Here is a 12,426-nt window from a genome sequence, read left to right as displayed (position 1 = left end):
TGGGTGAGGCCTCCTACAAAACGTTATTTCTTCAGCAGGCTGCGCGCCGCTTGAAGAGCAACCCGGCTGCAGCACATGTCGACAAATAGCTTGATCTCATACCTGGATTCGCAACCTCTCAATCCCGATGCGCAATCTTCTTGCCGCGTCGGGCGGCGATGTCATTGGCCTGACCGTCACGTTGTTTGCCTGTGCGGGCCTGGGTAATCAGTGCCGGAATAAGCGGGCCTTCCGGCAGGTTTTTCCAGAACCGTGACGGGAAATGGCCTTCCATGACTTTGGGATTCAGGCGGGCCGGGTTGAAGATGTGGCTGTAATAGGTCAGCCACAGCTCGCCATGCGGGTCGTCGACCTGACGTGCCATGGTCTTCCAGGCTTCCGGGCAGCGGCGCTCATGGATCAACTGCTTGCCGTCGTAATAGACGCCATCCTGCGGCGTGGCGATCATCCAGCGGTGCTGGCCCATACGGCCGATGAAGTGCTCGCTGGCGCTGTGCAGAATGTCATGGGCCGGTTCGTGCCAGGCCACGTATTCCGGGCGCATCAGCTCATCGTCCTGCTCGGGCGCAGGCAATGCCACGAAGCGCAGAAAGGCGTGCAAGTGATGCGCCTCGCGGCGAATCGACTTGAGTCGCCGGTGCAGCTCGCTGCCCAGTTTGTCGCCCGCCATCATCGCCGTACGGTCGCCATGGCTGACGCGCCACAGCACTTCATACAACAGGCTCCAGCGTTGCTCTCCACGGTAGCGCGATGCGCTTTCCAGCAAATGCAGCAGTTCCAGCGGCACGCGTGCCTGGAAGGGGCCTTGCTCTTTCGGACAGTCCTGATCGCTGCCGAACAGGTCGGCAGCATCCGGGGATTTCCAGCTGACCTGGCTCGGGTCGATCCCGTGGCTCAACAGCCAGCGCGCCTGCTGCCGCCAAGTATCGAACAGGTCATCGCAATCAAGACAGATCATCCCCACAGTCCCATCTGTTGAGGTTGCGGACGGTCACGTAACTGATGATGCAGAAACTCGCTGGTCGTCTCGGCCTGAGGCGGGTGGTAGTCGCTGGTGATGATGAAGGGCTTGGCCTTGGCCAGCACGCAGCGCATGCGGGTCAGGTCTTCATAGCGGATGCGCCGCTGCCGACGCAGTTCGACCAGTCGCTGGGTGGTGCGAATGCCGATGCCGGGCACGCGCGCGATCAATGCAGGGTCGGCGTTGTTCAGGTCCAGTGGGAACACTTGGCGGTTACCCAGCGCCCAGGCCAGCTTCGGATCGATGTCCAGCGCCAGATCTCCCGGGCCGTTCAACAACTCTCCCGCCGTGAACCCATAGCCACGCAGCAGAAAGTCAGCCTGGTACAGCCGATGCTCGCGCATCAGGGGCGGTGCCGCCAGCGGTACGCTGTTCGGGCTGTTGGGGATAGGGCTGAACGCCGAGTAGTAGACCCGACGCAGCTTGAAGTTGCTGTAAAGCGACTGCGCGCTGTGCAGGATGGTGCTGTCGTCAGTGGCATCGGCCCCGACGATCATCTGTGTGCTTTGTCCGGCCGGTGCAAATTTCGGTGCGCGTGGTTCGTTGCGCACGGTCTGCTCGCCGGTATAGATCGTCTGCATGGAACGCTTGATCGAGGCGACGTCCTTTTCCGGGGCCAGAGTCTGCAGGCTCGCATCAGTAGGCAACTCGATGTTAACGCTCAGGCGATCGGCATAGCGACCGGCCTGGGCGATCAACGCGGGGTCGGCGTCGGGAATGGTCTTGAGGTGGATGTACCCGCGAAACTCGTGCACTTCGCGCAACAGGCGGGCGACCTCCACCAGTTGCTCCATGGTGTAGTCGGCCGAGCGAATGATGCCGGAGCTGAGGAACAGGCCACTCACACAATTGCGACGGTAGAAATCCAGCGTCAGGGTGACCACTTCTTCAGGCGTGAACCGCGCGCGGGGCACATCGCTGGAACGCCTGTTGACGCAATACTGGCAGTCGTAGAGGCAGAAGTTGGTCAGCAGGATCTTCAGCAGGGATACGCAACGCCCGTCGGGCGTGTAGCTGTGGCAGATGCCCATGCCATTGGTTGAGCCGAGCCCGGATTTATCCTGCGAACTGCGCTTGGGTGCTCCGCTGCTTGCGCATGACGCGTCGTACTTGGCGGCGTCCGCCAGAATGCTGAGCTTGTCGATGAGCTGCATGGAATACCCCATTACTGTTTGCATGTACAGTATCGGGTTGCAGGGCAAGACTCAAGCCGGGCGGCATCAAGCAGACCGAAGGTCAGGCGGGGCTGAAAAAAACATGACGAATATGAATGTTATTTTATAACGGCAAGATGATGGCTTATGTAATACTGTAACGAATAGTTTCAGGTTGCTTCGTCGTGAAAACATCTCCCCCTTCGTCTATCGCAAGCTCGGTGCTGGCCCAGTCGGCCTGGAAGCGAATTCTGTTCTCCCTGTCTGTTCTCGCGTTGCTTTGGCTGGCGATAGGCTGGTCGGTGGCCATTCCGTGAGCGCCGCCATCGCGCTGGAAAACCTCACGGTGGCCTATGAGCGTCGGCCTGCCGTCCACCACATCAGTGGTCGTTTCGAAGCCGGGAGTCTGACCGCCATTGTCGGCCCCAATGGCGCAGGCAAGTCCACTTTGATCAAAGCCATCGCCGGAACCATGAAGCCCGCGCAGGGCCGTGTGGACCGCGGCCGTCTGGCAATCCGCACCATCGGCTATCTGCCACAGGCTGCCGAGATCGACCGCAGTTTTCCGCTGAGCGTGGCCGACACTGTGGCGATGGGCGCCTGGCACAGTATCGGGCCGTTCCGCAGCCTGACCCGCAACCATGCCGACCTTACTCGGCAGGCGTTGTTGACGGTCGGTCTGGAGGGCTTCGAAACGCGCAGCATCGGCTCGCTGTCGTCCGGACAATTCCAGCGGGTGCTGTTCGCCAGACTGCTGCTGCAGGATGCCTCGGTGATTCTGCTCGACGAGCCCTTCACCGCGATCGACGCGCGTACCACACGCGATCTGCTGCAACTGGTGCGGGTCTGGCACGGCCAGGGACGCACCGTGATTGCCGTGTTGCATGACATTGATCAGGTCCGCCAGCATTTTCCGCAGACCTTGCTGATGGCCCGCGAGGCGATTGCCTGGGGTGACACGGCTGAGGTGCTGAGCGTCGCCAACCTTCGCAAGGCCCGCAACATGGCCGAGTACTGGACCGTCGATGAGTCAATGTGCGACGTCGAGGATGAGCCGTCATGATGCTTTACAACCTGGTGATCGAGCCTTTCGTCGAGTTCGGTTTCATGCGTCGTGCGCTGGTGGCATGTCTGGCGTTGGGCATTGGCTCCGGACCGGTTGGCGTGTTGCTGATGCTCAGACGCATGAGCCTGGTGGGGGATGCGATGAGTCACGCGGTGCTGCCGGGCGCCGCAGTCGGCTTCATGGTCGCAGGGCTTTCGTTGCCCGCGATGGGGTTCGGCGGGCTGATCGCCGGTCTCGCGGTTGCGCTGTTATCCGGACTGGTCAGCCGCCTGACGGCGCTGCGCGAAGACGCCAGCTTTGCCAGTTTCTACCTGACTTCCCTGGCCGCAGGGGTGTTGATCGTCTCGCTGCATGGCTCCAGTGTCGATCTGCTCCATGTGCTGTTCGGCACCATTCTGGCCATCGACAGCGCCTCTATCTATATGGTCGGCGGCATCGCTTCGTTCACCCTGATTCTGCTCGCCGTGATCTACCGCCCGCTGGTGCTTGAATGCTTCGATCCGGGTTTTCTCCGGGCAGTCGGCGGGCGCGGTTCGCTGTATCACGTGCTGTTTCTGCTGCTGGTGGTGCTGAATCTGGTGGCGGGTTTTCAGGCGCTGGGCACGCTGATGGCGGTCGGCATGATGATGCTGCCAGCCACGGCGGCGCGTTTCTGGGCCAGCTCATTGAGCGCGCTGATGTTGATCTCGACCTTGCTCGCCACGCTGGCAGGGCTGATCGGGCTGATCGTTTCCTATCACCTGGGCGTCGCATCGGGGCCTGCCATCGTCCTGACCGCCAGTGCGTTCTACGTGTTTTCTCTGCTCTTCGGGCGCACGGGCATCCTGCGCCGACTGTTTCCCAAACCTCACCTGGCTCACTGAAAAGGTATGTCATGAAACGACTGATGTTGTTGAGTTCAATGGCCGCGCTGGCGCTGTCTGCCTTTGCATCCATCGCCCAGGCCAAGCCGTTGGAAGCGGTTGCATCGTTCACGGTGATCGCCGATATGGTCAGCACAGTGGGTGGCGATCGTGTGCACGTCACTTCGCTGATCGGCCCCAATGGCGATCCGCATGTCTACGAGCCGACCCCGACCGATGCACAGGCCCTGAAGAACGCTGACCTGACCTTCGTCAGTGGTCTGCATCTGGAAGGCTGGATGGATCGTCTGATCAAGGCGTCGGGCTACAAAGGCCAGCCGGTGGTGCTGTCCGAGGGCATCAAGACCCGCAGCATGGATGAGGACGGCAAGCGCATCACCGACCCGCACGCCTGGAACAGTGCCGCCAATGGCGTGATTTACGTGCGTAACATTGTGGCTGCGCTGAAGAAGGCTGATCCCGAAGGCGCAACGCTGTATCAGGCCAACGGCGACCGTTACATCGTCGAGCTGCAACAGCTTGACCTGTATGCGCGTGACCAGATCAAAGAAATACCCAAAGCCAATCGCAAGATCCTCACCTCGCATGACGCCTTCGGTTATTTTGGTGACGCTTACGGCGTGACGTTCCTGTCGCCGCTTGGCCTGTCTACCGAATCGGAAGCGTCAGCGGCAGACGTCTCGAAACTGATCCGGCAGATCAAGGCCGAGCACGTCAGCGCCTATTTCTTCGAAAACTCGGGTGACCCGCGTCTGGTCAAACAGATTGCCGAGGCGAGCGGTGCGCAGCCAGGCGGCGAGTTGTATGTCGAAGCCTTGTCACCGCCGGACGGTCCTGCTTCCACGTACGCGAAGATGTTTCGCTACAACGTCGACACGCTGGTCGCCGCGATGAAGAAGCATCAGTAATCCATATCAATGTTCAGCGGGGTGTAGCGGGTCGACGATATCCAGTCGCCGTACACCTCCGCCAGGGTCAGGTAGTCGGCGAACAGTCCGCGTCCATTGATCTTCTCTGCAGCCAGCCCTGCAGTCTTCAGTCGGGTGTCCTCAGCGGCGCCTGCCGGTGGAATCACCCAGAACGCACTGAACCCTTCGGCGGTAATGCCTTCGGTCCTGATCGTGTCGATGAAGTCGTCCTGCGACAGCCATTCCAGCGCTGCGTTGTAATGGCTGACAATGGCATGGAGGGGGAGGGGGTGTTGCGGTATTGCCCTGTCGGCGAATACCAGACCTGACAGGTAGTGGGCAAGGGCGGGCAAGCGATAAGGGGCAATCTGAGCAGACATAGTGTCATCCTCGATTTTCTGAGGGTGGGGGGATGTCGTACTCCTTTCATTACGCGACGTGTTGAGCATAACGCGCAGCCCTCGTTCTACAAGGGCTGCGCGACAGGCTGTGTCAATTATTCAGGAATTTGAAGACGGTGGTCTGGGTGTAGGCCTTGCCTGGATCAAGCCGGGTGCTCGGGAATTTTGGCTGGTTGGGCGCGTCGGGGTAGTGCTGGGTTTCCAGCGTGAACGCGCCCCAGTGCGGGTACACCTTGCCGCCCTTGCCGTGGATGCTGCCATCCAGGAAATTACCGGTATAGAGCTGCACGCCGGGCTCGGTAGTGAACAGTTGAAGTGTGCGGCCCGACTGCGGATCGCTGACTTCAGCCGCCAGTTTCTTCACGTCACCCTTGGTGTCGAGCACCCAGTTGAAGTCGAAGCCACCCTGCTTGGGTTCGGCGTATTTCAACTGCTGATGATCGTCCTTGATGTGCTGACCAAAGGCGGTGGGTTTGAGAAAGTCCATCGGGGTGCCTTTCACGGCAGGCAATTCGCCGGTCGGGATCAGTTTGTCGTTGACCGGGGTGTAGTGCGAAGCGTGCAGGGTGGCGACCTGCTTGAGAATATCGCCGCTGCCTGCACCCGCCAGGTTGAAGTAACTGTGGTTGGTCAGGTTCAACACTGTGGGCTTGTCGGTGGTCGCGCGGTAGTCGATCTTCAGCTCGTTTTTCTCGTTCAGGCTGTAAGTGACTACGGTGGTCAGCGTACCGGGGAAACCCATTTCTCCGTCAGGTGAGACGTAGGTCAGTTTCACGCCGACAGAATCACCGGTCTTCGTGTCTTCGGCTTTCCAGAGTCGCTTGTCGAAACCCTGATTGCCGCCGTGCAGCGCATTGGTCTTGTCGTTGAGCGGCACCTGATAGGTTTTGCCGTCCAGCGTGAATTTGCCGCCTGCGAGGCGATTGCCGAAACGACCAATGGTGGCACCAAAGTAAACCGTGCCGTTGTTCTGATAGCCCTGTACATCGTCGAAGCCCAGCACGATGTCTTCCACTTTGCCGGCTTTGTCAGGAACCATCAGCGATTGAAGGGTGGCGCCATAGGTGATGACGCTGGCCTCGATGCCGTGGCTGTTGCGCAGGGTGTATTTTTCGACGGCGGTGCCATCGGGCAATTGGCCGAAGCTGCTTTGTTCGCTGGACAGCGTTGCGGCGTGCGCGGTCAACGTGCTGATCATGAGAGACAGTCCAAGGGTGCTGAGAAGAGCATGCTTTTTCATCTGATCTACCCGCTTTTATTTTTATTGGTAAGACTATTTGATCGGATTTTTATCCGATGGGAGGATTTATAGCCCAAAAAATGCTGCTTGAAAAATTAATTGTAATACTATTTAGTAATGCAGGTGTTGCGCTGGCCATGTGGACCGCTGTGGTTCATTTGACAGCCATTGGTATGATGATTAGCCTCGGCCCGAACAGAATGCGACACGAGGCATCAGGACATGAGCAGTAATTTCCACGCATCGACCGTGGATTGGCTGGGTGCCTGGATTGCTGCAGGCAACGTCCTGCCGGGTCAGACCCTGAAGGTGGAAGCGGCGCTGTGTGAAGAGTTGGGCGTCAGTCGCACGGTGTTGCGTGAGGCGATCAAGACACTGGTGGCAAAAGGGTTGCTGGAAGTCGGTCCCAAGGTGGGCACACGCGTACTGCCGTTGCGTTCCTGGAACCTGTTCGACCCTCAGGTCGTCGGCTGGCTTGCACGCAAGGGGCTTCCGGAAGCCTTCGTGAAGGACTTGCTGGACTTGCGCAGAACCATCGAGCCGATGGCCGTACGCTGGGCGTGCGACCGGGCCACAGCGCAACAGATTGACGAGATTCGCGAAGCGTACCGGTTGCTGGAAGCATCGGTGACTGACAAGGGTGATTACAACCTGGCTGATCGACACTTTCACGAGGCAGTCCTGGCAGCCAGTCACAATCGCTTCATTGAACAGATGCTGCCTGCGCTGGGTGCTTTACTGGCCGTATCGTTCGAGGTTACCTCGGGGATGCCGGGCCAGTTGGGCAAGACCCTTCCGCTGCACAGGGACCTGGCTGAAGCCATTGCTACACGTGATTCCGGGCGGGGCGTATGGGCCTGCATGAGCCTGATAGAACAGGCGGCAGAGGTGATCGACACCTACTTTCTGCGGCAGAAGGGATCCTGTGACGCGATACCTTGAGCACTGGATATTCGCTTGAACGATTGAATGCTGCATCACACTGAAAAGTACCTTTTACAACAATAACAAAGGACATTTTCATGAACTGGTTGCCCGTCTCCGAGCACCGATTCAAGCTGGGCGAAGGCTCCTTCTGGGACGTCGAACAGCAGGCCCTGTACTGGGTCGACATCTCGGGCTTTCTCGCCTGCAGACTCCTTGATGGCGAATACCGCCAATGGCGCATGCCCGAGCCGGTTTCCGCCTTTATCCCCACCAAAAGGGGCGACGCACTGGTGACACTGGCCAGCGGCGTCTACCGACTGGACCTGAATTCGACGAAAACATCTCTCTCGCTGTTCTGCGTCGCCGATCCGGTTTCCGGCAACCGTGCCAACGAATCGCGCTGCGATGCGCAGGGTCGCCTCTGGCTGGGCAGCATGCAGAACAACATCGACGCTGAAGGCGGGGACGTGCCGTTGGTGCGCCGCTCGGGCGGGCTGTTCCGAATAGATCCCGATGCGAGCGTCACGCGTTTGCTGGACCGGCAGGGCATCGTCAACACCCTGCTGTGGAACGCCTCGGCTGATGCGCTGTACAGCGCCGACACGCTGGATGAAGTCATCTATCAATACCCGATTCTGGCAGACGGCAGCCTTGGATCGCGCAAGGCCTGGGCAGCCGAACAGTCACGTGGATCACCCGACGGATCGGCGATGGACGCCGAAGGGTATGTCTGGAATGCCCGTTGGGGCGGCAGCTGCCTGATTCGCTTCGCGCCTGACGGCAGCGTGGATCGAGTGATCGATCTGCCGGTCAGTCATCCCACCAGTTGTGTGTTTGGTGGGCCTGAACTCAAAACCATCTACGTCACCAGCGCTGCGCCTGCGGATGCGAAGGGTGAGTGTGATGGTGCGGTGCTGATGGCTGACGTAGGCATCCAGGGGCTCGAATGCACCCGGTTTGCCGGTTGATGAAGGTCGTTGAACGGTTACGTCACGTATCGCTTCCGAGTCTGGCAGTGATGGAGTGACATTCGGTTACATTGCGGTCAATCATAATATGGTATGACTATTGAACCGGTTTTCAGATGTCTGCGCATCCGGGAATCGCCACCTTGCTGAACGCTGTAGCTATTCAATAAAAATAAGGAGTTAGCTATGTTGAGTCGTCACGGGATTCGTTCCCTGTGCTGTGCCGCTGTCACCACCGCCATCATGGGCATGAGTGGCATCACCTCTGCTGCCGACGAAGTCAAGATCGGTTTCCTCGTCAAGCAGGCCGAAGAACCCTGGTTCCAGACCGAATGGGCCTTTGCCGAAAAAGCAGGCAAGGAACACGGTTTCACCGTGCTCAAGATTGCCGTGCCCGACGGTGAGAAAACCCTTGCCGCGATCGACAACCTTGCCGCCAACGGTGCCAAGGGCTTCGTGATCTGCCCACCTGACGTTTCCCTCGGCCCTGCCATCGTAGCCAAGGCCAAGGCGCTGGGCCTGAAAGTCATGGCCGTCGATGACCGCTTCGTCGATGCCAATGGCAAATTCATGGAAGACGTGCCGTACCTGGGCATGGCTGCTTTCGAAGTTGGTCAGAAGCAAGGTGCCGCCATGGCCACCGAAGCCAAGAATCGCAAGTGGGATGACAACGAGTGGAAGGGCACTTACGCGATCATCAACACGTACAACGAGCTGGATACGGGCAAGAAGCGCACCGACGGTTCTGTCGATGCACTGAAAAAAGCCGGACTGCCTGAAAAGAATATTCTCTTCACTGCACAGAAAACCCTCGATGTGCCTGGCAGCATGGACGCCACCAACTCCGCGCTGCCCAAACTGCCGGGTGATGCCAAGAATCTGATCATTGGCGGCATGAACGACAACACCGTACTGGGTGGCGTGCGTGCCACCGCCAGCAACGGCTTCAGCGCGGACAACGTAATCGGCATCGGCATCAACGGTACTGACGCCATTGATGAGCTGAAGAAAAAGAAAAGCGGCTTCTTCGGTTCGATGCTGCCCAGCCCGGACAAGGAAGGCTACAACACCGCCAAGTACATGTATGAGTGGATCAAGGACGGCAAAGAGCCGCCCAAGTACACCGCCATGGACGACGTGACACTGATCACCCGCGCCAACTTCCAGGAAGAACTGACCAAGATCGGTTTGTGGAAGTGAGCTGAACGGGGGGCCTGAATCAGGCCCCTCAATTGCGCGAGGAGGTGGGTGTGATGCAACAGGCTATCAAAACGAATACCACAACAGGTGCCCTGCGCTTCAACGGCATCGGCAAGGTGTTCCCCGGCGTGAAAGCGCTGTCGGACATCAGCTTCGAAGCGCGCCCCGGCAGCGTTCACGCGCTGATGGGCGAAAACGGCGCGGGCAAGTCCACGCTGCTCAAGATTCTGGGCGGCTCCTACCAGCCGAACAGCGGCACCCTGCAGATCGGCGACCAGACTCACCAATTCAAATCCACGGCCGACAGCATCGCGGCGGGCGTGGCAGTGATTCACCAGGAACTGCATCTGGTGCCGGAAATGACGGTTGCCGAAAACCTGCTGTTGGGCCATATGCCCAGCCGCTTCGGCCTGATCAATCGCGGTGCCATGCGGCGCCGGGCTGCAGAATTGCTCAAAGGACTGGCTGACGAGATCGACCCGGGCACGCGCCTTGGTGATTTGTCACTCGGTCAGCGGCAGTTGGTGGAAATCGCCAAGGCCATGTCGCGCAACGCTCATGTGATCGCCTTCGACGAACCGACCAGCAGCCTGTCGGCACGCGAAATCGACCGTTTGATGGCAATCATCGTCCGCTTGCGTGACGAGGGGCGAGTGATTCTTTATGTGTCGCACCGCATGGAGGAAATCTTCCGCGTCTGCGATGCCGTGACGGTTTTCAAGGACGGACGCTTCGTGCGTACCTTCGAACAAATGGCTGACCTGGACCATGATCGTCTGGTGACCTGCATGGTCGGGCGCGATATTCAGGACATCTACAATTATCGTCCACGTCAGCATCAGGGGCCGAGCCTGCGGGTCACCGGTCTCATGGGGCCGGGTCTTCAGGAACCGGTCAGCTTTGCGGTCGAGAAGGGCGAAGTACTGGGTTTCTTTGGTCTGGTCGGTGCCGGCCGTACCGAACTGTTTCGCCTGCTGTCCGGGTTGACCCGCAGCACTGCCGGTTCGCTGCAGCTGGACGGCAAGCCTCTGACCCTCAAGTCGCCGCGTGATGCCATCGCTGCAGGCATTCTGCTCTGCCCGGAAGACCGCAAGAAAGAAGGCATCGTGCCGCTGTCCAGCGTCGCCGAAAACATCAACATCGGTGCCCGTCCACGACACGTCAGCCTGGGCTGCCTGATCCAGGGCCGTTGGGAGCGTGACAACGCGAAAGGCCAGATTCAGGCCATGAACGTCAAGACGCCTTCGCCCGAACAGCAAATCATGTACCTCTCCGGCGGCAACCAGCAGAAAGCCATTCTGGGCCGTTGGCTGTCGATGCCGATGAAGGTGCTGCTGCTGGACGAGCCGACCCGCGGCATCGACATCGGCGCCAAGTCCGAGATTTACCAGATCATTCACAACCTCGCGGCCGATGGCATTGCTGTGATCGTGGTGTCCAGTGACCTGATGGAAGTGATGGGTATTTCCGACCGAATTCTGGTGATGAGCGAAGGCGCCATTACCGGTGAACTGAACCGCGACGAGGCTGAAGAGTCGCGACTCCTGCAACTGGCTCTGCCACGCACGCGCGGCTGAACAACTGGTCCCTGACCATGAACAATAAAAAAGAGGTGCGTATGTCTACCGAATCCAGCCTGCGGGCTCCCCGTCAGGGCTTGAACCTGCGCCGTTTTGCCGATGAGTGGGTCATGCTGCTGGCCGCCGTGGGCATCTTCCTGCTCTGCGCAGTGTTCATCGACAACTTCATGTCACCCTTGAACATGCGCGGCCTGGGCCTGGCAATTTCCACCGTGGGCATCGCTGCCTGCACCATGCTCTATTGCCTTGCTTCCGGTCACTTCGACCTGTCGATCGGCTCGGTGCTGGCCTGCTCCGGCGTCATCGCCGGGATCGTGATCCGCGACACCGACAGCGTGTTTCTGGGCGTATCCGCTGCTCTGGCGATGGGCCTGGTGGTAGGGCTGATCAACGGCATCGTGATCGCCAAACTCAGGATCAACGCCTTGATTGCCACGCTGGCGACCATGCAGATCGTGCGCGGTCTGGCGTACATCTTCTCAAACGGCAAGGCGGTCGGTGTATCCAACGAAGATTTCTTCGTGTTCGGTAACGGCCAGCTGTACGGCGTGCCGGTGCCGATCCTGATCACCATCGTCTGCTTCATCTTCTTCGGCTGGCTGCTCAACTACACCACCTACGGGCGCAACACCATGGCCATCGGTGGCAACCAGGAAGCCGCGCTGCTGGCGGGTGTTCACGTTGACCGCACCAAGATCATCATCTTCGCCGTGCACGGCCTGATCGGCGCGCTGGCGGGCGTCGTGCTGGCCTCACGCATGACCTCGGGCCAGCCGATGGTCGGGCAGGGCTTCGAACTGACGGTCATCTCGGCCTGCGTACTGGGCGGTGTCTCGCTCAGCGGCGGCATCGGCATGATTCGTCACGTCATCGCCGGTGTGCTGATTCTGGCAATCATCGAGAACGCGATGAACCTGAAGAACATCGACACCTTCTACCAGTACGTGATTCGCGGCACCATCCTGCTGCTGGCGGTGATCATCGACCGGATGAAGCGTCGCTGACTGTCACACGTCGACAGATGATCGTTCCCACGCTCTGCGCTCATCGTTATACACAAGTCTGTCAAACACTGATCGTGCCCATCGCTCCGCGTGG

General features: G+C 59.4%; 13 protein-coding genes. 9 read left to right on the top strand and 4 right to left on the bottom strand.

Going from position 1 to position 12,426, the window contains the following annotated elements:
• Positions 1-118: 118 nt before the first annotated feature.
• On the bottom strand, positions 119-958 hold the full coding sequence (locus QRN20_RS07945) for a TIGR03915 family putative DNA repair protein (RefSeq protein WP_004882141.1): 840 nt from the start codon (positions 956-958) through the stop codon (positions 119-121).
• Complete coding sequence (locus QRN20_RS07940; RefSeq protein WP_004882143.1) at positions 955-2,175, bottom strand: putative DNA modification/repair radical SAM protein; 1,221 nt, start codon at positions 2,173-2,175, stop codon at positions 955-957. The genes QRN20_RS07945 and QRN20_RS07940 overlap by 4 nt, the downstream gene beginning before the upstream one ends.
• Before the next feature lie 185 nt (positions 2,176-2,360).
• Between QRN20_RS07940 and QRN20_RS07935 the strand changes: the two genes are divergently transcribed.
• From QRN20_RS07935 to QRN20_RS07920, 4 genes are read left to right on the top strand one after another with little or no spacing between them, the layout of a single operon-like run.
• On the top strand, positions 2,361-2,492 hold the full coding sequence (locus QRN20_RS07935; RefSeq protein ID WP_269320934.1) for a hypothetical protein: 132 nt from the start codon (positions 2,361-2,363) through the stop codon (positions 2,490-2,492).
• Positions 2,489-3,238 (top strand): metal ABC transporter ATP-binding protein, encoded by a 750-nt coding sequence (locus tag QRN20_RS07930; RefSeq protein ID WP_032632687.1) that lies wholly within the window; start codon positions 2,489-2,491, stop codon positions 3,236-3,238. Before QRN20_RS07935 ends, QRN20_RS07930 begins: the two co-directional genes overlap by 4 nt.
• Positions 3,235-4,104, top strand: coding sequence for a metal ABC transporter permease (locus QRN20_RS07925; protein WP_025994007.1), 870 nt, complete (start codon positions 3,235-3,237; stop codon positions 4,102-4,104). Before QRN20_RS07930 ends, QRN20_RS07925 begins: the two co-directional genes overlap by 4 nt.
• Positions 4,105-4,115: 11 nt before the next feature.
• The gene (locus QRN20_RS07920) at positions 4,116-5,012 is read left to right on the top strand and encodes a metal ABC transporter substrate-binding protein (protein ID WP_004882150.1); all 897 of its coding nucleotides are present in this window, start codon (positions 4,116-4,118) and stop codon (positions 5,010-5,012) included.
• On the opposite strand, the gene QRN20_RS07915 is transcribed toward QRN20_RS07920, so the two are convergent.
• Together QRN20_RS07915 and QRN20_RS07910 are read right to left on the bottom strand one after the other, a co-directional pair.
• On the bottom strand, positions 5,006-5,392 hold the full coding sequence (locus tag QRN20_RS07915; protein ID WP_088235116.1) for a hypothetical protein: 387 nt from the start codon (positions 5,390-5,392) through the stop codon (positions 5,006-5,008). The two genes, QRN20_RS07920 and QRN20_RS07915, sit on opposite strands and share 7 nt — an antisense overlap.
• Positions 5,393-5,504: 112 nt before the next feature.
• On the bottom strand, positions 5,505-6,653 hold the full coding sequence (locus QRN20_RS07910) for an aldose epimerase family protein (RefSeq protein WP_122467192.1): 1,149 nt from the start codon (positions 6,651-6,653) through the stop codon (positions 5,505-5,507).
• Positions 6,654-6,875: 222 nt separating this feature from the next.
• On the opposite strand from QRN20_RS07910, the gene QRN20_RS07905 reads away from it, so the two are divergent.
• From QRN20_RS07905 to araH, 5 genes are all read left to right on the top strand, one after another.
• On the top strand, positions 6,876-7,595 hold the full coding sequence (locus tag QRN20_RS07905) for a FadR/GntR family transcriptional regulator (protein ID WP_122467190.1): 720 nt from the start codon (positions 6,876-6,878) through the stop codon (positions 7,593-7,595).
• A gap of 80 nt (positions 7,596-7,675) precedes the next feature.
• Entirely contained in the window at positions 7,676-8,548 is an 873-nt protein-coding gene (locus QRN20_RS07900; RefSeq protein WP_122467188.1) for an SMP-30/gluconolactonase/LRE family protein, read from the top strand.
• A 186-nt stretch (positions 8,549-8,734) separates the two neighbouring features.
• The gene (locus QRN20_RS07895; protein ID WP_029241599.1) at positions 8,735-9,748 is read left to right on the top strand and encodes a substrate-binding domain-containing protein; all 1,014 of its coding nucleotides are present in this window, start codon (positions 8,735-8,737) and stop codon (positions 9,746-9,748) included.
• 53 nt (positions 9,749-9,801) lie between these two features.
• Complete coding sequence (araG, locus tag QRN20_RS07890) at positions 9,802-11,325, top strand: L-arabinose ABC transporter ATP-binding protein AraG (RefSeq protein ID WP_029241600.1); 1,524 nt, start codon at positions 9,802-9,804, stop codon at positions 11,323-11,325.
• A gap of 41 nt (positions 11,326-11,366) precedes the next feature.
• A complete protein-coding gene (gene araH / locus QRN20_RS07885; RefSeq protein ID WP_004882171.1) occupies positions 11,367-12,332 on the top strand; it encodes an L-arabinose ABC transporter permease AraH in 966 nt (321 codons plus the stop codon).
• Positions 12,333-12,426 lie beyond the last annotated feature (94 nt).

The organism is Pseudomonas sp. fls2-241-TYG-175, assembly GCF_030209155.1.
GTDB classification, from domain to species: Bacteria; Pseudomonadota; Gammaproteobacteria; order Pseudomonadales; family Pseudomonadaceae; genus Aquipseudomonas; species Aquipseudomonas viridiflava.
This window is presented reverse-complemented; position numbering and strand designations above follow the sequence as displayed.

Excerpts from the sequence above, each read along its gene's own strand:
- QRN20_RS07915 (WP_088235116.1), bottom strand. The coding sequence starts at position 5,392 with ATGTCTGCTCAGATTGCCCCTTATCGCTTGCCCGCCCTTGCCCACTAC.
- QRN20_RS07940 (WP_004882143.1), bottom strand. The coding sequence starts at position 2,175 with ATGCAGCTCATCGACAAGCTCAGCATTCTGGCGGACGCCGCCAAGTAC.
- QRN20_RS07895 (WP_029241599.1), top strand. The coding sequence starts at position 8,735 with ATGTTGAGTCGTCACGGGATTCGTTCCCTGTGCTGTGCCGCTGTCACC.
- araH (WP_004882171.1), top strand. The coding sequence starts at position 11,367 with ATGTCTACCGAATCCAGCCTGCGGGCTCCCCGTCAGGGCTTGAACCTG.
- QRN20_RS07945 (WP_004882141.1), bottom strand. The coding sequence starts at position 958 with ATGATCTGTCTTGATTGCGATGACCTGTTCGATACTTGGCGGCAGCAG.
- araG (WP_029241600.1), top strand. The coding sequence starts at position 9,802 with ATGCAACAGGCTATCAAAACGAATACCACAACAGGTGCCCTGCGCTTC.
- QRN20_RS07910 (WP_122467192.1), bottom strand. The coding sequence starts at position 6,653 with ATGAAAAAGCATGCTCTTCTCAGCACCCTTGGACTGTCTCTCATGATC.
- QRN20_RS07900 (WP_122467188.1), top strand. The coding sequence starts at position 7,676 with ATGAACTGGTTGCCCGTCTCCGAGCACCGATTCAAGCTGGGCGAAGGC.
- QRN20_RS07905 (WP_122467190.1), top strand. The coding sequence starts at position 6,876 with ATGAGCAGTAATTTCCACGCATCGACCGTGGATTGGCTGGGTGCCTGG.
- QRN20_RS07925 (WP_025994007.1), top strand. The coding sequence starts at position 3,235 with ATGATGCTTTACAACCTGGTGATCGAGCCTTTCGTCGAGTTCGGTTTC.
- QRN20_RS07920 (WP_004882150.1), top strand. The coding sequence starts at position 4,116 with ATGAAACGACTGATGTTGTTGAGTTCAATGGCCGCGCTGGCGCTGTCT.